The 16,756-nt window shown below is 56.7% G+C and carries 22 protein-coding genes; 12 read left to right on the top strand and 10 right to left on the bottom strand.

The window, feature by feature from the left end:
- Window positions 1–78: 78 nt before the first annotated feature.
- On the top strand, window positions 79–525 hold the full coding sequence (locus NOW55_RS04750) for a hypothetical protein (protein ID WP_256398931.1): 447 nt from the start codon (window positions 79–81) through the stop codon (window positions 523–525).
- A 13-nt stretch (window positions 526–538) separates the two neighbouring features.
- Here NOW55_RS04750 and NOW55_RS04745 read toward each other — a convergent pair whose 3' ends face one another.
- The 3 genes from NOW55_RS04745 to NOW55_RS04735 all read right to left on the bottom strand — a co-directional run bounded on the left by NOW55_RS04745 (window position 539) and on the right by NOW55_RS04735 (window position 4,323).
- Window positions 539–1,582: a sensor histidine kinase gene (locus NOW55_RS04745; RefSeq protein WP_256398930.1), complete on the bottom strand. Its 1,044-nt coding sequence runs from the start codon at window positions 1,580–1,582 to the stop codon at window positions 539–541.
- 1,161 nt (window positions 1,583–2,743) lie between these two features.
- Complete coding sequence (locus tag NOW55_RS04740; RefSeq protein ID WP_256398929.1) at window positions 2,744–3,772, bottom strand: tyrosine-type recombinase/integrase; 1,029 nt, start codon at window positions 3,770–3,772, stop codon at window positions 2,744–2,746.
- Window positions 3,769–4,323: a hypothetical protein gene (locus NOW55_RS04735; RefSeq protein ID WP_256398928.1), complete on the bottom strand. Its 555-nt coding sequence runs from the start codon at window positions 4,321–4,323 to the stop codon at window positions 3,769–3,771. The genes NOW55_RS04740 and NOW55_RS04735 overlap by 4 nt, the downstream gene beginning before the upstream one ends.
- 17 nt (window positions 4,324–4,340) lie before the next feature.
- Here NOW55_RS04735 and NOW55_RS04730 point away from each other — a divergent pair, with 17 nt between their 5' ends.
- The 4 genes from NOW55_RS04730 (at window position 4,341) to NOW55_RS04715 (ending at window position 6,134) form a co-directional block, all read left to right on the top strand.
- Complete coding sequence (locus NOW55_RS04730; protein WP_256398927.1) at window positions 4,341–4,529, top strand: hypothetical protein; 189 nt, start codon at window positions 4,341–4,343, stop codon at window positions 4,527–4,529.
- A gap of 291 nt (window positions 4,530–4,820) precedes the next feature.
- Complete coding sequence (locus tag NOW55_RS04725; RefSeq protein WP_368407737.1) at window positions 4,821–5,135, top strand: winged helix-turn-helix domain-containing protein; 315 nt, start codon at window positions 4,821–4,823, stop codon at window positions 5,133–5,135.
- A complete protein-coding gene (locus tag NOW55_RS04720; RefSeq protein WP_256398925.1) occupies window positions 5,132–5,437 on the top strand; it encodes a winged helix-turn-helix domain-containing protein in 306 nt (101 codons plus the stop codon). The genes NOW55_RS04725 and NOW55_RS04720 overlap by 4 nt, the downstream gene beginning before the upstream one ends.
- Before the next feature lie 52 nt (window positions 5,438–5,489).
- Window positions 5,490–6,134 (top strand): MjaI family restriction endonuclease, encoded by a 645-nt coding sequence (locus NOW55_RS04715; protein ID WP_256398924.1) that lies wholly within the window; start codon window positions 5,490–5,492, stop codon window positions 6,132–6,134.
- Here NOW55_RS04715 and NOW55_RS04710 read toward each other — a convergent pair.
- The 6 genes from NOW55_RS04710 to NOW55_RS04685 form a co-directional block, all read right to left on the bottom strand.
- Window positions 6,127–6,687, bottom strand: coding sequence for a hypothetical protein (locus tag NOW55_RS04710; protein ID WP_256398923.1), 561 nt, complete (start codon window positions 6,685–6,687; stop codon window positions 6,127–6,129). The genes NOW55_RS04715 and NOW55_RS04710 overlap by 8 nt on opposite strands.
- The gene (locus tag NOW55_RS04705) at window positions 6,684–7,331 is read right to left on the bottom strand and encodes a hypothetical protein (RefSeq protein WP_256398922.1); all 648 of its coding nucleotides are present in this window, start codon (window positions 7,329–7,331) and stop codon (window positions 6,684–6,686) included. The genes NOW55_RS04710 and NOW55_RS04705 overlap by 4 nt, the downstream gene beginning before the upstream one ends.
- Window positions 7,332–7,396: 65 nt before the next feature.
- Window positions 7,397–8,401: a hypothetical protein gene (locus NOW55_RS04700; RefSeq protein WP_256398921.1), complete on the bottom strand. Its 1,005-nt coding sequence runs from the start codon at window positions 8,399–8,401 to the stop codon at window positions 7,397–7,399.
- 57 nt (window positions 8,402–8,458) lie between these two features.
- Window positions 8,459–9,169: a hypothetical protein gene (locus NOW55_RS04695; protein ID WP_256398920.1), complete on the bottom strand. Its 711-nt coding sequence runs from the start codon at window positions 9,167–9,169 to the stop codon at window positions 8,459–8,461.
- 66 nt (window positions 9,170–9,235) lie between these two features.
- Window positions 9,236–9,841: a tyrosine-type recombinase/integrase gene (locus tag NOW55_RS04690; RefSeq protein ID WP_256398919.1), complete on the bottom strand. Its 606-nt coding sequence runs from the start codon at window positions 9,839–9,841 to the stop codon at window positions 9,236–9,238.
- A gap of 155 nt (window positions 9,842–9,996) precedes the next feature.
- Entirely contained in the window at window positions 9,997–10,608 is a 612-nt protein-coding gene (locus NOW55_RS04685) for a transcriptional regulator (protein WP_256398918.1), read from the bottom strand.
- Window positions 10,609–10,795: 187 nt separating this feature from the next.
- On the opposite strand from NOW55_RS04685, the gene NOW55_RS04680 reads away from it, so the two are divergent.
- The 7 genes from NOW55_RS04680 to NOW55_RS04650 all read left to right on the top strand — a co-directional run bounded on the left by NOW55_RS04680 (window position 10,796) and on the right by NOW55_RS04650 (window position 15,948).
- A complete protein-coding gene (locus NOW55_RS04680) occupies window positions 10,796–11,605 on the top strand; it encodes a hypothetical protein (protein ID WP_256398917.1) in 810 nt (269 codons plus the stop codon).
- A gap of 609 nt (window positions 11,606–12,214) precedes the next feature.
- Window positions 12,215–12,967: a hypothetical protein gene (locus NOW55_RS04675; protein ID WP_256398916.1), complete on the top strand. Its 753-nt coding sequence runs from the start codon at window positions 12,215–12,217 to the stop codon at window positions 12,965–12,967.
- Window positions 12,964–13,710, top strand: coding sequence for a hypothetical protein (locus tag NOW55_RS04670; protein ID WP_256398915.1), 747 nt, complete (start codon window positions 12,964–12,966; stop codon window positions 13,708–13,710). Before NOW55_RS04675 ends, NOW55_RS04670 begins: the two co-directional genes overlap by 4 nt.
- Entirely contained in the window at window positions 13,703–14,215 is a 513-nt protein-coding gene (locus tag NOW55_RS04665; protein ID WP_256398914.1) for a hypothetical protein, read from the top strand. The genes NOW55_RS04670 and NOW55_RS04665 overlap by 8 nt, the downstream gene beginning before the upstream one ends.
- Window positions 14,216–14,220: 5 nt before the next feature.
- The gene (locus NOW55_RS04660) at window positions 14,221–14,799 is read left to right on the top strand and encodes a hypothetical protein (protein WP_256398913.1); all 579 of its coding nucleotides are present in this window, start codon (window positions 14,221–14,223) and stop codon (window positions 14,797–14,799) included.
- The gene (locus NOW55_RS04655; protein WP_256398912.1) at window positions 14,792–15,169 is read left to right on the top strand and encodes a WDGH domain-containing protein; all 378 of its coding nucleotides are present in this window, start codon (window positions 14,792–14,794) and stop codon (window positions 15,167–15,169) included. Before NOW55_RS04660 ends, NOW55_RS04655 begins: the two co-directional genes overlap by 8 nt.
- Window positions 15,166–15,948, top strand: coding sequence for a P-loop NTPase family protein (locus NOW55_RS04650; protein WP_256398911.1), 783 nt, complete (start codon window positions 15,166–15,168; stop codon window positions 15,946–15,948). The genes NOW55_RS04655 and NOW55_RS04650 overlap by 4 nt, the downstream gene beginning before the upstream one ends.
- Before the next feature lie 179 nt (window positions 15,949–16,127).
- Here NOW55_RS04650 and NOW55_RS04645 read toward each other — a convergent pair whose 3' ends face one another.
- Complete coding sequence (locus NOW55_RS04645; protein WP_256398910.1) at window positions 16,128–16,754, bottom strand: hypothetical protein; 627 nt, start codon at window positions 16,752–16,754, stop codon at window positions 16,128–16,130.
- Between the last annotated feature and the right edge of the window lie 2 nt (window positions 16,755–16,756).

The following is a 16,756-nucleotide window of genomic DNA, read 5'->3' as shown; positions in this document are numbered from 1 at the left end:
CCCCGACCCCGGACACCATTCGTCGGAGCTACGACGACGCCCAGCTGACGTTCGCATCGCCACTGGGTTCGGTTCTGAATGAACGAGGACGGAGGAGAGGCCGCCGAGAAGGTACATCCGAGGGACGAAGACCGACTCTCGTACCTGCCGGATGAACTGCGCGTCGACGGGGAGCCACTGGGGCTCCGCCGGTTCACCGACGACGAGGGCCACACGGTCGGGAGCGAGTGGGTCTACACCGACGACGAGACGACCGAGCGGCTGGATTCACGGGACTTCGAGAGACAGAGTACGCACTGCGGAAGTGAGCGGAAGCGCATCAAGCACCCGTTCCAGGCCATGAGCGAAGTCGACATCACGCTCCGGAGTGAGAGAGCCGACCGCTGGAACGAAGCGATGGACGAACCGGCGGATCGTCCCGGGTATCGTCCTCCCCGGCCAGCAGCGCTCGGAATCATCCTGGCGTCGTGGGATGACGAGTACGGTGGCCTCCGAGCGCGTGGGGGTACAGGACTGCTCTCGTAGCGATGGGGGTGTTCTACCCCATCATCGGCGTTCCGTCTTCCCTCCGAGTGTACGGCCTCTGATTGGATTCCGCTGCGAGTTTGAACGACAGGGTCACCGTCGTCCCATCGTCGGTTGCGAACTCGAGAGCCCCGTTAGATTTCTCGACGATCCAGTTCGAGAACCAGAGACCGAGGCCGCTGGCGTGGGTAAGTTGCGTTTCCTCGCCAGACTCGATGGCCTCGAGTTCATGTGCGGGGATGCCCGGACCCTGGTCCGTGATTTCGACCACGCCGCAGTCGGCGGTCCGGTAGAGGCTCACTTCTACGTCCCCGCCGCCGTGCTTACAGGCGTTCTCGATGAGTTCGGTGAGTGCTTCGGTAACTCCGTCGATCGCCACGATGCTGAGCTCTGATTCGGCGACGTCCAGGGTGACACGCCCGTCTGGGGTCGCTTCGCGGACTTGAGCGACGGCCTCCTGAAGATCCTTGGTGAGATCTCGCTCGCCAATCCTCCCCGCATCGATGTTCTCCTGTGCGTTTCTGGCGAGTTCTGCGGTCGTTTCGAGACGGTCGAGCGCCTCGATCACGGTCGAGAACTCGTCCCGGCCCATTTCTTGGAACTCGTCGGAGAGAAGTTCCAAGTTGCCCTGTGCGATGTTGAGTTCGTTCCGGATGTTGTGGCGCAGGACCCGGTTCAGCACTTCTAACCGTTGTCGTTGGGCTTGCTCTTCCCGGCGATGGATGTTCCCCCGGCCGTACAGATGGCCGACTACCAGTCCGATCAGTCCGCCACCTGTCGCGGATGTGAGGATGACGATTCCCGGTGTGGCAAGCTGGACGCCCTGCGTTTGCTGCCCCCAGATGATGAGCATGCTACTGAGCAGAAAGAAGGACCCGAACACGAGCGCACCGAGTGCGGCTGTCCTGAAGAGTTCCGACGCATGTGGGTCTCGGACGTATTTGAGGACGTAGAACAGGGCCAAGAGGAAGATTCCAAGGGGGTGAAGCAGGCCGCTGAGTGCAGGAACCGTGGTCAATTCGGAGGTAGAGTCGACGAGGATGATGATGGTGGCCATCGAGGTGAGGAGGAACAGACAGAGGATGGCGATACCTCGTCGCAGACTGGGACCGAGCATGGAGTAATCTTCTTCTATTGTTCCAGCAGGGAAGACAATAGTGTTGCCCCGGTATTTCCCGAGTTGGCCGAAGAATCAAACCCGGTGACGGACATAGATCTACAGTCTGCTGTGATCTGACGCCGTTTACCGGGCAGACTGTGGGTGTGGGTGGGTATCCGTCGTCGGGGAGTTCTGGCAGCGGAGTCGCCAGTTTGGGGTGCAGCTATGGCAACGAATTTTGGAGGCGCGTTCGACCCGTTGGCAGTCCGCAACCTGCTCCAGGTCGACCGCGAGGACGCGGCTGTGAGGGTTCGGCCGGCCCGTGTTCTCGAAGATTCCGGTCGAGTCCGAGCAAGCCGTCGACGACGAGCGAGAAGAAGCGGACAGCGTGTCGCGAGCGACTCGCCGTGTTCTATTCCCGTGTGTACATATCGGTTCTCCGTGTCTACGGAATCCGGTCGAATGGGTGCTCTGTCACTGGCCTCATAACGAATTATTAAATGGGTGAGTGTAGGGGTTGATGCGTTTCCCCACCCATCTTCGAGATGGGAGATTTGACTCCCCCCGAACGACGGTGAGCGGATTACTCACCAATCTCCCACCCACCACTCCCCCCAACCGTGTCGTGGCTATGGATTGGCTGTTCACAGCCGATCCATCCTTTTCCGTTCCGTACCGTTCCCACACGTAGCGGTTTCACTCGTCATCGGTTGACCACCTCGGCGTTCCGCCAGCCGACGATGCGCCACGCGCTGTCGCCGTAGACGTTCGACTGGAGCGTGATGTAGCCACGCCGGTCGAGCGGCCGGAGCACCAGCGCCTCTGCTTCCTCATTGCAGAAGTTCTGCGGCCGTTCGTGCAGGCTTTCTTGGCGGTGCGGACGACCCCCTGTCCGTTGGCGGCCTGACAGAGACGATTGTAGCCGTGAGCGAGCGTCTCGTTCCGGGGGGATTCGAGCGGGGTCGATGGGCTCGTTGTCGACGCGTAGCAGGTAGAAGTGTCTGAAGGTCGACGAGTCCTTTAAGGATGGTATGGGGACGGAGGGGCTCGCTCTCCGCCCGGTTTCGCATACGTTACCCCATTCAGATGGCCGATTTACTCGACCCCCTTTATAAGCCGTCATTTGTCATCCTCCAAACTTAATGTGTCCTGGTACTTCTCGCGCCGTTCCTCCAGCTTCTCGACGCCGGTCGCCACGTCGTAGTGCTCGCGGATGACCGCGGGCGTCGCGTTCACCCGGTCGGCCACGTCCTCGATGTCGATGCCGCGGTTCAGCTGCCACGTCACCGACCCGGTCCGCACCTGGTGCGGAGATCGTGACGATGGGCACTGGCTCGCGTAGTTCCGCTTCGTGTACTCGCAGGCCTTGCGCTCCTGCCCGTGTGGACAGAGCTTCCGCAGGCAGGGCTGGGTGCCCATGTAGCACCAGTTCCGGACCGTCGACGTCGACGGCCGCCCCTGCCGGCAGGCCAGCAGCGGATTCCGCCCGTGGTCATCGCGGGTGTCCGGTCGGTCGCGGCGTATCCACGCCTGCAACACGGAAACGGTCTCGTCGGGGATGCCGACCGGCCGCTCGCCGTCGCTCCCGTTTTTCAGCCGCGTTCCTGAGTCCGGTCTGTGCCGGAACCAGAGCACTCCATCCTCGGCGTTGAAATCGCCGAGGTCGAGTGCCTGAACGCTGCCCATCCGTGCCCCCGTGAACCAGAGGATCTCCAGCAGCGCGTGTTCGACGGTCCCGTACAGGGCCATGTCGTCGCGGTAGTTCTCGATGAGCAGGATGGCCTCCTCGGGGTCGAGCTTCTGCTTGTTCACCCGGTCGTCCTTCGACGGGTAGGGGATGTCGACCTTGTCAGGCAGCTCCGAGTCGACCGCCTCGATGCGGGCAAGGTAGTCGACGAGCTGCTTCACCGCCATCATCTTGCCCTTGATCGTCGCTGGCGCGTTGTCGCTCAGGGTGCGCTTGTACTCGTCGAGCACCCAGCCGTCGATCTCCCTGACCGACTCTATCTGGTTCTCCTCGCAGTAGAGCACGAACTGCCTGAGCCGGTAGCGGTACGACTCGATGGTCCGCTCGGTACGGTTGTGCGACACGTCGTCTAGGAAGCGGTCGCGGGCCTGTCGGGGTGACAGGTTCTCGGGTCGGCTCACTCGCCGTCACCTCCGTCGCTTTCGGCACACTCGGGGCAGAACGGCAGACAGACACCGTGGGCGTTGATGCGGCGGAACGTCGCCAGCGCGATGGGCCGGAGCTCCTCACAGTCCGAGCAGAGGAACGTCGGGCCGTCGTACTCGTCCGGGTCGGCGTGAACCTCTGCCGGCGCAACCTCGACGTCCGGTGGGCTCATACCCGACTGGATGGCAGTCAGCCCGTCGTCGACGTACTCCAGGGCATTGTCCACCTCACCGTCGCGGAGTGCGACAGCAGCATCATCGAACAGCGATGCAGCGACGTGCGCCTGCGGCATCTGCACGCCGCCGTCGGCGACGACCGTGCGGCCCTCGAGGTCGAGCGGCGTGTCGTTGTTCCGCAGATCTAGCAGGGGCGTGACGCCCTTCAGGCGGTTGCACGGCGAGCAGATGCGCGTGTTTTCGCCGGGTCGTGACTGTCGCTCGGTGGTCTGCCCGCAGCTCGGGCAGCGTAGTCTGAACAGGTCCGGGTTACGGTGGTCGACGACGTAGCGCAGCTCGGCGTCGCTCACTAGTCGTCACCCCGGCGATGCGCGTTCAGTCGCTCACCACAGTCGCGGCAGACCGGTTCGCTCCGGGCCGGCGGCTGGCCGACGCTGCCGACGTGCTCGCGGACGGCGTCGGTGCTGTAGAGGGCGGCGTGGCCCTCGGCGGGTGCGCCGCAGAAGTAGCACGACTCGCTGTCGGGCTCGTCGCTTCCCGCGAGACTACCGGCTAAGCGGGTGTCGTTAGTGTTTTCGGCGGTCGGTACGTCACTCTCTATGCGGGGCGTAGTCCCCGTATTGGCTCTCGAATTCATTGGCCTGAATCGGAGCCACCTTATCGGGGCGCGTACCAGCGCGCCCCGTCTTCACCGTCCAACAGAGTCATCTTCAACCGAGTCAGTGGCTTCGCACTCCAACATCTGGGCGGATATTGCATAAACGTAACGGTAGGCTGGATGCGGGCCATTGAAGTACAAACGGATATTTGCTTAACAATAGGTTCGAAGATGTTCAAGTGGGTGGTAATGAGGCAATCTGGGACGTGGATGACTATCTGGGACGATAGAATCCTCGAAATCATCCGAGCGGAAGAAGGGGGTCGTGTTGGAGATCTCGCAGACCGTGATAGCGTTCGTATCTCAGCATCGTCCGTCTCGCGTCGCTGCCAGAAACTCGCGGAACACGGGCTCCTACGAGACCTCGGCAACGGTGTCTACGTGATCACCGAGGAGGGCAAGGCGTATCTCGATGAAGAATACGATGCGGAGGCCGGCGCATACATGGACGCCGGTGAGAATAGCGGGCCGACTGCTGGCGGGCGGGAGAGGACTAACGGATGAACGAGCGGCTGCCGGCGCACTGGATGGTCATGCTTGACGAACGTATCCTCGAGTATCTGGACTCCAAGGGACTGTCGAGTCCGGGGCTAATGTCGAAGGAGTGCAGCTTCAACGCCAAACCGAGCCGCGTTCGAGAACGGTGCAAGGTACTCACCTACGCGGGCCTGATTGCACCCCTCAGTCGGGAGCACCAAGTTTACGAAATCACGTCGCAGGGGCAGGAGTATCTCGCTGGGGAGCTTGACGCCCGGTATCGACCGAATCCACACGCTGTTCGGTTCGACTACTTCTCTCGGGTGTAGTCAGTAACGCAATCCCTAGAATTTTGTCTTGTCAAATTGATATAGGGCTAATATGGATAGTACAATTCAAATTTCGGCAGAAGAACGAAAGGAACTCCAGACCGGGAAGTCAATGGAAGTCCCAAAATATTCTTCGAGTGTCCTGACTGACTCCATCCGTTGGTCTGGCGCGAACAGTTTCGATGTAATTGGGAATCTAAACGACATATATGACGAGTTTGAGGAAAAACACTCAGACGCGGACTATCAAGATTGGGAGCGGTTCTACGTAGAACAGTACAACGGTGATGAACGATTGGAAGAAGGTACGGAACGTGCGTATCAAATGCTCCAAAATATTCGCGACGCGATCGCTGATATTGAGCATAATCAAGTTCACGAGTTCTTAGAGGAATTAGTTCTCTATCAGACTTATCGTGGCCAAAACATTCGTTCACTCATCATTGAGCTTCTTAATGAGAAATACATAGCCGACGTGAAGGCAGTTGATAATGAACCGGTAGAGGCCTTTGTTCATGCGTTTGCGGATGATGTTCCGGTCTCTATTCAGCCGGAATCTGCGGGTATGAGTGGGAAGAGCGCGCCTGCTAAAGAAGATCCAGAGGTGGCTGTAGTCTATTATCGAGAAAATTCTGCTGACTCCGGTCTGCGAATTAATATTGAAGAATTGAATAGGGCCCTCTCACCTATTACGTAGCGTAAATTTCGACAGTATACTCTGTGATGTGGTGGTTGTTGATTGTATCTACAATCTTCATATCATATGTGCTTGCAGCGTCTGTAGCTCGAATGACTGATAGCGTGAAATCAAAATCATTCACGCCATCATGAACAAAGATACTATCCATATTTTCAGATCGCTCGGTTCCAGCTGGGTTATTCCCGACTTTGACGTCGAACCCCGCCTCGGAGCGGAATTTAATCCTACAATCATTGGTCCACTCTGCCATTTCTGCATGTCCAATCAGGCGGGAGATCTCACCGGTCACATTAATGTGATTCTTGGCAACCACACTGGCGTCCTGCGGGTCTTGAAGTGAGATACTGGCTACTACACGAGATTTTAGAGAGTAAGAGGCGATGGCGAAGACGGCAGCAACCCCAACCCCGGCGACAAAGGAATACTTTGGAAGTGGTGTCAAAATGGCTGCTGCTTCAAAAAGGATCGCCAGTACACTTGCCAATCCGAATAAATATTCGATACTGATACCAGCTATCCGGTTTGCAGCACTTTTTATCAAGCTACTCATGCACCCCTCATTATTGTCTTCTCAAAAAGTTGGATGACATACTCAAGTTCTTCAATCGAACCCGTAGCTGAGGAGAGAGACTCCTCGTTGTATATCACCAGATTCTGTCCACTGTCCTCAGGATTATCGAAAAAAAGCTCGGCATCCCAAACAATTGTCTCACCCATTAGTTCCTCTTTAGACGACTCTATCTGGTCAACTGGGACGATATCATTATCCTTCCAAACTTTAATCTCCCCGATCTCGTCCGCTGTTTGAATAAATCCCCAGATTGCACTACGGGAGCCAGAAAGACCTGGCTGAATTCGGAGTCCATTCGGTAATCGAGAATTTATCGCTGAAAATGCATCAGAGATGGCCTCACTTGGTCCATTAGTATCCAAAATGAAAATTCTAGACTCCTCCCGGTATAGAAACTCAAAATCAGTTTCCCGAACGTCGTTTTCACTAAACGGATGTTCTTGCAAGTGGGTGAAACTCCCACGAAATATTTTCTGTCCAGAATACGGGTAATCATCAATAAGAGGTTCTACCGTATCTGATGACCAATTGAAATCCACAATATTCGAATCCCCACCGGAAATCGTGGAAAAGACACTATCGGTCAGCGCTTGCCCTGATCTTGCCCGGCGAAGTTGGCTCATTGGTTCCTCTGAAGACGTATGATAGCTAGCTAATCTTGTACCTCATAGTTCAAAGCCCTTGTTGTTTAGGTCCAGCTGTCCGGGTCTTCACCCCGCTTGCTTGCGTATTTGGTCAGAACGTTAGTTGAGATACTCTGGATTTCAACACCCTGCTCATTCGCAGTGTCATGTAGATCCTCGAAGAACTGTCGCGGTGGGTACCTGGATGTTGGGGGGAGTTCAGTCCAACTGCGGTGAAGGTCAATCAGCTCGTGAAGGAAAGCAATCGAAATTGCCATTCTCCGAACGTCGCCAGAGGTTTTGATATCCCCACGTGATGCCTTGATATGCACCCGGCCTTCACCTATCTGGGCTTTCAGATTGTACTCATCAAATAGTCTGAAGTACCCTTGCATAGTTGAGATGGTCTTGTCTTTCAGGATTCCAGCAAGCATGGGAACACATCGTTCTAGGTCGGTCGAGTCGTCGACTTTTGTTGCACCTCCGAATGCGTCCCTGTCTCCTGTTAATTCAGTATCGGTTAAGTTATTCAACTCAATACCGGTCGGGAGAGACTGATCCTCATACTCCTTGTAGAATAGCCATAGAAGGAAATCACCACCAAAATCTACAGAATTTAGACGGATATGTCCGTCTAGTATCCTTCGAGTTGTCTCCTTAGTTTCTTTTACGTCTCCCTTTGATCCCCTAAGGAACATGTAGTTGGGGTATAACCAGAAGAGGTCCGAGTCCTGAACGTATGGTACCTCAACTTCTACTTCTTCGCCCCGATAGTACGCGTCTTTAGGTTCCCTAGTCTCGTACTTGTATCGGTACGGGATTAGGCTTTGAGCAACCTCCTCTAAATCGGAATCGACGCTGTCGTCGTCGGAAATCGCGTCCTCCAATAACAAGCGGACATATCCCTCTTCGGAGGACTCGTCGCTTGACCTATACTCTGGAAGATGGTCACCAAGTCGAGCCCGAGCTTCGGATCTACCTCCCCCGAACTCTTGGTCTAAAAATTCGGTTTCAAATATCCCATTGAACAGTAGATATCCTTGATAATCGAAATCCCCGTTGGTTGCCATAAGTTATGCTAGCCACCATTGAACATATCCGTGATAAATCCACCGGCCATTATTGTTCTATGATCGTTGCTCTGCGTGCTGGATAATATGATTTAGAATGAAATCAGCATACTCTGCGGCATCGTAACTACTTGGTTGATATACTTCGACATATCCACTCTCTGTAGCGGTCATGTTGATGTCTTCCTCCCCGTCGCTCTTGATGATTAAGCCGATCTGATTTTTAGGTAGTTTTGCAACCACGTCACCAAGTTCACGATCAGAAAAGATTCCATCCCCATAGACAGTGCCTTTCTCGGCCTCTCCCGAATTTCCATAGAACCCCACCTGCCAAGTTTTAGCTGACTCAGGACGCTTATCGTCCTCGTAAGACCTTACCAAGTCGTCCAGATTGATTTTTGCCCGTGAGATACGTGCTGCATCGGTCTGACCGGCAATCATCTCGAACGCGAATGTTCCTCCACCATTCGATACAGCGACGAACTCGTTAGGCACGAGTACAAACTCCGTATATTTCGTTTTTACAGTATTCGCATTCTCAGAAACACTGATGCTGTTATCGCTTTGGTCAATTCTCACTTGTTCTTCTGATCCGAGTTCTTGGAGGGCAGCTCGCCCAGTTTGGAAGGTAACACCGCTAGTCGTGTCAGTCCTGCGCACCTCCAAGCAAGCTGTGAGTGTAGTGTCTTCACTGATCTTCTTTGTATCAGAGAACGATTCAACGGGTTCAAACTCGAAATCGGGTAGTCCAATTACTCCTGCTCGCATGTCCACCAGTAACCTGCCAATACGATATAAACTCTAGCAACATCAGAAGCTCGTATACATTCCGAGCTACAGCCTAATCCCAGACATAGTCTCGATGATATTCTCTTCAGTCGGAGCAGCTAGATAGGGCTCAATCGCGTCGTAGCTGTTCCACCCACCGAGCGCCATCACGATGCGCGGGCTCACGTTCTCCTCGACGAGCAGGTGGTTCGCCCAGCAGCGCCGCAGATCGTGCGTCGACACACGCCGGTAGTCCTCGTCGCCTGTCTCCTCAACCGCGCCCTCGGCGGCCTGCTCGACCCAGTACTGCACCGTGCGCTTGCCACGGTCGATGAGCACCTGGTCGTCGTCGACGTCGTGCTGCTGGCAGTACCGATTGATGAGTGCCTCCAGCTCGCGCGGGAGCCACGTCTCGCGGTGCTTCCCGCCCTCGTATTCGCCCGTCGTGTCTTTGCCCGAGACGACTTCGAGATCGTAGTGGGTGCCGTCGGACTTCCGTGAGATGTGTCTCGGCTCGACGTCGAGGACCTCGGCGACGCGGAGCCCGCAGTCGCCCATCAGGCGGATGGCGATCTCTCGCTGGAAGGTGTCTGCGGCGCGGGGCAACTCGTGATACTCGTCACGGGTCATCCACACGGTGAACGACCCATCCTTGTTTCTCTCACTCCGCATTGCACGCTCCTCTAGAAGTTCATGCACCTAGAGTGTTCCCCCGCTGACTGGGGTATCTCGTGAGACGCCGGATTTCGAGCGAATCAGTTTAGCCGGGTGGCTGGCGTTGCACGCTTCCACACAAGCATGAAATCAAACCAGCTGTACTCCTCCCGTTACTCGTCTCGGAGTATCCACCCAATTACGGCTCCGTGTCCGAAGTGCTGGTGACGGAGCCCCTCGAACCTCTCTATCGTGACCGTCTCAATTCCGATATCGTACCAGAAGGAGACATCTTGTTGGAACTTCTCGGCAATCCGGTCGGCCGTGAGCTGGTCGTACTCTTCCCTATCCTTCTCGTAGTAGAGACCGAGGAGACCGGCAGGAAGGCCGAAGCCCGACTCGTAGAGCTTCCGGCTATCCGTCAGGAGTGACGACGAGCTCCGTTCGGGAAATGGGCTGAAGACGCTCTTGTACATATTCGGGTCGATGTTCCCGTTGTCGCGTCTGAACCGCAGGAGCTTCGCCTCGATTGGCATTCGGAACCCGTCTCCCGTGATGACCAAGTCACACCGCTTCCGACTGTCGGGATACTGCTCCTCGGTTTCGATGTGGCCCGGACGTGGTCCTTCGGCTAGTTCATCGAGGATCATCTCCAGCTGCTTCTCTTCCTCGAAAGGACCGATTCCGGGGTCCCATCGGTCGTGTTCTGCTTCCTGGTCTACGCCCGGAATCACGGCAGCAAAATCACGTGCCAGCTGTTGGAGGGCAGCTTTTTGATTCGACATATCTGGTCAGAATCGTCCGGGTGCAATAGTTCCCTCGGGCGGTTGTGATGTTACCCTTTATGTGAATATGACTCAGCGTTCACGGAAGACGTCTGAATGGTTTGCCTTGTTTGTCGAGCTCGAGATCTGATCTTGGTAGATAGTTGAACCTATATCACTATTAGGCATGCTACCAGAAACTGGTCTAATGGCTGAAAAAACCAAGAATGAATTTGTAGCGAACTACCGCGTACCCACTGACAAGTTTAAGGATTATAAGAGAAGTAATAATCTACTGACGTACACTGGCATCTTTTTCATTATCTCCGGAATGGTTACGGTTGCCACGTACTTGGACTATCAGGGAACCGGCTATGTTGTATACTCTGTGAGAATTCCGGAGCCTCTGATATGGACTACTATATTTATTTCATGTTCTTATGTATTATACTCTCTGAGAAAAAGAATCGAAGGTATAGACATTGAACACCACAACAGCGTGTATCAGCAACTTGCACTTTCTATAGATAGTTATTATTCAGGAGATTTCGAATCCACGTATGAGCATCTACTTGATCTAAATTCGAAGCTGGGCAACAGTGCGTATATGAATTTTCATCCAGTACATAAACGAACCATTGCAGATTATTGTGACTTGCTTGATGAACTCGAGTCAGAGGAAAAAATCGACCAATTTTTCGACTCTACATTTGAGGACGTAGTGGTCTCGCTAGCGGCCGAAATGGAGGAAATTGAAAACTCAGAGGCCTATTCAAATGTGTCTGATATAGAGATTGATACAACGACCTCGGATGCTGCACCTGGTTACTCTTCAATTCTGTATGAGTCTACCAAGGGAGTATTGAGCGGGCAGCCCAACTGGATCTATCTCTTCGGTGGAATCATTCTGATATCGGTTATAATCTATTGGCGTGTAAATGCTGATGCGGGAATGTTCACAGTGACTTCACTTTCCGTCCTTCTTACTGTCGTGACCCAGCTTCGTGCTGAAGACTGACCCGGGAAAAGTCCACACTCGTCGTCTATTCGATTCCAATATTTACTACGGTTGTTGCCTATCCATCGGTTGGAGAGAAGAGAATAGTGTCTGTCTCTGCGTGGTACCCCACGGACAGTGATGATCCCTGCTCCAACCCATGCGCATCCCGGATCTCGGATGGTATGACCGCGTAAATCGAACCACTCCGATTCTGCGCGGAACAGGTCCCGAAGGGAGTCACCGATTCATCGTCGTCAACCACCGCTTGCGCGGCCCTACGTTGTGCCTTCATCGCTCCCGACATACCCCCCACTACGTACCCAGCTAGTAAAAATGGGGAGTCGACTGGGGAGATGACTGGGAACTCGCTCACCCCTTTACTAGTCTCAGTCACCCCCGCTCGGACATGGTCGACGACGACCACCAACCTGAACCAGATGAATCGAACCCCGGAACCAGTCAGGGTAGAATCGCTGAGGATGCCCCGACGACTATCGCGAGATCGTGACTTTCCCGCGATGAACTGGCACGATTGCCCGCGGAAGGACTGCGATGAGGCCCGATGCTCACGCATCGGACTGGAGCTGCATCTCGCCCGCGACCACGAGCCGATCACCGAGATCTGCCGTGCCTGAGTTCGAGTTCGGCGACCGAATCGCGGCGAACCAGTTCCGCGACGACCACGCCGACCACCTCTGTTCGGACGACGACCGTCGCAAGCGCACGGTCACGCTGGTTTCGGACGCGCCCGAGCAGGTGCTCGACCAGGCGGCCGTCGCGGCCGCGGTATCCCGCGAGGACCACCGTGGCACGGGCCAGCTCGAACTCTCCGAGAGCGAGCGCGACCGCATCGACTTTTCCAAAGCACGCGCCTCGATCCCCCACGCGAGGGCGGTCAAGGGCATCGCGACCAACGAGGGCGTCGACGACTGGACCGCCTACTACGACCCAACGCTGTCCGTCGACGAACACCAGGGCGTGATGGAACGCGCCAGCCGGGACGAACGCGGCTCTCGAATGGACAGCGGGCCGACCGCCGACGAACGGCTGGCCAGCACCGAGCAGGCGCTCGACGAGGAGTGCGAGCGGGCACAGGACTACTGCGAGGACGGTGATTCCGACGCCTGCGAGTATCTCACCGAGGGCTGTGGGTTCGATGACGAGGACGTTGCGGCGCTGCTCGATGCCGAGGAGATGCCGGGCGAGGCGTACGGACTGAAGAACAAGCTGTGGCAGCAGTATCAGGTCGCCATCGCCGAGGCGAAGGAGGCCGCGGCGGGCATCAACGAGGTTCACCAGCAGTACGACCGCGACCTCGTGTCCTTCGAGGAGCTGGGCGACCGGAAGCTGACGCCGGCGGACATCGACTGGAATCAATGACAGACAGAACCTGCCCCGTCGAGGGGTGTGACTACGAAACCGAATCGGACGATCCACTGCATGGGCTTCGCTCGCATATCAGTTCCAAGAAGGACGGTGAGCACGACTGGCGCGAGCTGGAAGCGGTGGTTCGAGACCAATTGGACCGACCCGCGGAACCCGACGAGCAACCCGATGCTGAACCCGCCGAGGAGGGGGGTTCAGGGGGTGGGTCGGGGTCGGGTAGCGAGAGCGACCCGGCCAGCGACCCGGCTGACGACCCGGCTGAAGGGGGTCCAGAAAGCGCCGACGAGAGTACAGAAACCGGGTCGAGCAGCGACCCGGAAAACGACCCGGATTCGACCCCCTCTGAAGGGGGTGAAGGCGACGGTTCAACCGCGGGTAGCGCGGGTTCGACTGAAGAAATGGTTTCTGATGAGGAGGTAGACCGGCAGTGGAAGGGGGGTAAAAGCATAGACGGCGACGAGAGCGGCAACCCGGATAGCGACCCGGCTTCGACCCCCTCGAAGGGAGGTTCAACCGGCGGGTCGACGGGTGGGTCGCCGGGTATACCCGTTCCAGTCTCTACAACGACCCTCCTCGTGGGGGTCGTCGTGGTGGGGGTCGTCGTGGTGTACCTCTCCCGTCGCGGGAGCGACGACACGGAGATGAGCGACACCGGCGGCACCGACGACTCGACCGAGGAGACCGACGACGCAGGCGACGGCATGAGCCGCGAATCAGGGGGTGGTCTCAGTGAGTGAAACCGACGCCGAGACCCCCGCCGAACCGCCGAAACCGGAGTCGCCGGAGACGCCGGACGAACCTGACCTCTCCGACGACGACATGGTCGAGATTCCCGACGACGTGGCCGAACAGGTGGCCGAAGCCGATGCCGAGGAGTCCGAGGCTGACGACACCGAGGAAGCCGACGGGGGTGGCGACTCGGTGCCCTCGACGGCGACGGCCACGAACCGAACCACTCTCGGGGACGTGTACTGCAACGCGCTCGGGATGGCGACGGTGGCAGCGAAGGACCGCGCCGGGAGCGAGGTGGACGACCGACAGGACGCGATGGACGAGTACGCGGACATGGCGCGCCAGCTCGACCTGGACGAGTTCGTCGACGACTGGCTCGCCGAGCACGGCCAGTCGAGCGAACTCTCGCCCGGACAGGGCATCCTCGTGTTCACGCTGGTCTTCTGCGGCTCCGTGATGGTCGAGGACGCCGAACTCTCGAACGCGGTGATGGAGGGCGTCGGTGAATGATGGGCATGATGCCAAGCGGTGCGAAGCGCAAGATGGCTCGAAAGATGCTCGACTCGACGATGGGCCAGTCGATGCTCCAGATCGTCGCCCACGCCGAACACGAACTCATCTCCTCCGTTGTCGACCTCCAGAGCGCGGCCGACCTTGCCGACGAGCAGCGCGTGCAGGTGGTTCCGGACCCGGAGGACCGGCAGGCACAACTCCGCCAGATCGTGGAGGCGAAGCTCGACGGCCGGTTCCCCGAGTGGTGGGTCGTCAACTGCTCCGGGCTCGATAATGCCGAAGAAGCCGCCGAGAAGGTCGACGTGGACTGGCACGAGCAGAAGGAGCGATGGGCCGAGCTACTCCGCGAGAACGGCACCGAGGGCGAGACGGACACGCTCGCTGCCTCCTACGTCCGGAGTCGGTACGACTGCACGCTCGACGAGTTCCGCACGCTCGTCGTCGACTGGCCCGACGGCGGCGAAGACGAACGCTCGCGGGAGGCCGAGCAGTTGAAGCAGGCAGTCGCGTCGGGACTCTCGGTCGCGAACCAGGGCATCCAGACTGTGACCGAGGAACTGGAGGGCGATGAGGATGAGTGAGCTGGCCGATGTGGTCGAGGCGGCCACGAAGGGGCTCGCCGAGGCCGCGGACAACGCGGCGTCCAAGCCGGGCTACGAGGACCGGAACCTGCTCGCGCTGACGCTTGCGGTCAACCGCAAGCGCATCGGCTGTGACGCCGGGTACTTCTACGACGACCGGGGCTGCCCCGTCGTCTGGGCCGTGCTGCCGACAGGGCAAGTGTCGTGGAATCTGCCGCCCCGGTACGAGCAGCACATCGAGGAGTCCTGTCTCGACGAGGAGTGGCCCATGGGCGGCTATGATGGCCACGACAGGCAGCTCAAGAACACCCGGCTGGTCGAGGACGTGGCTGGGCGCGACACCCGCGTCCGGGGAGTCAGACCGCGATGAACCTCGCGTTTGCGGCTCAGACGAACTGGGGGAAGACCTACGTCAGTCACTCCTACATCGAGGAGAACGCCGATGACTACGACGTGACGGTCGTGCTTGACTACAAGGACGAGTACAGCGGACTCGTCGAGTCGGGCTACCTCAAGCGGATGACCGCCCCCAGCGGCACCGAGAACGTCACACCGGAGCAGTGGCGGGGCATCCTCTCGGGTGAGTCGGGACTCCAGATCGTCCGTGCCGGGCTCACCGACGAGCAGTGGCAGGAGCTGCTCGCGAACCTGATTCGCGGACTCGAATCGATGGACATCTCGGTATTCCTCGTACTCGACGAGGCGCATCGCTTCGCACCCCAGGGCGGGAGCTACCCGGACGAGATAGACACGCTGGCGACGACATATCACGGCGACGGCTTCGGCGTCGTCTGGCTGTTCCAGCGGTTCGCCAAGATTGACAAGGACGTGCTCTCGCAGTGTACGGCGTCGATGCTCGGTGGGTTCAAGACGACCAACGACATCCACCAGCTCGACACAATCGAGTACCCACCGGAGGTACATCTGAAGGATATGGACCAGCTCTCGTACCTGCCCGACGAACTACGCGTCGACGGCGAACCGCGTGCGCTACGCCGGTTCACCGACGATGGAGGGTACACGGTCGGGTCAGAGTGGATTTACACCGACGACGAGAGGACCGAGCGGCTGGATTCCCGGGATTTCGAGATGGATAGCACGCACTACGGCAGTGATCGAAAGCGCATCAAGCACCCATTCGAGGTATGAGATTAGATATTACACTGAGGAACGGAAAAGCAGAGAGATTTGAGGAGATACAAAATGATCTCAAGCAAAAACTGGGGTATGAACCAACACGGCCCGAAGTCATGGGATATTTGATGGGAAAATGGTCTGATCAGCGAAGTAAACTGCCATAATCGTTATATCTATACCAACGGGTGTATTCACACCCATGCATCGATTTCTTCCTCGTTAAGTTCCTCTTCATCCATGTCTTGTGGCGGGTCGGAGCTAGAATCTAGAACTATTCTTTGGATTTGTCTCCCCGCACGATTATCTACAAATTTTAACCCATAGCGTCCTTCTGCTAAATCATCTGGATCTCCAGTCAGTTTCAGTGTCATTGGGAATCCATCGATATCTTGATCTGATTTAAGAAGATTACCATCAACTCTAACTGAACCTGGCTTGTTCTCAAAAGGCGTCACCTCAATGGAAGAGTCACTTTTCATCTTAATCTCAAACTTGCTAGCCCAATTCGGAATATCAACATAAATGTCGATTTTACCGAAACCTCTTCGTATCTTGAAAATATTCTGATGTTGATTCTCAACACTATTCTTAGGACTGGTCTGTAGACAGGTGATCTTTATTCCGCTGAAATACCGTGGAACAGTGAAATAGACGGCTAAGAATGCAACACCAATTAGAAGAAAAGCATACTGCGAATACGACTTTGAAGGAAACAACAAGCCAAGCGCAGTAGAAATAATAGCAAGAACCAATGAGATCTTTCCCCACCTAGGATTTTGAGCAAAGACAACCGCCCGGTCAATCACTTTTCCAGACATGG

Source organism: Haloarchaeobius litoreus, from assembly GCF_024495425.1.
Taxonomy (GTDB): domain Archaea; phylum Halobacteriota; class Halobacteria; order Halobacteriales; family Natrialbaceae; genus Haloarchaeobius; species Haloarchaeobius litoreus.
Note: the sequence above shows the minus strand (reverse complement) of the source record. Positions and strands in the feature narration are given on the sequence as shown.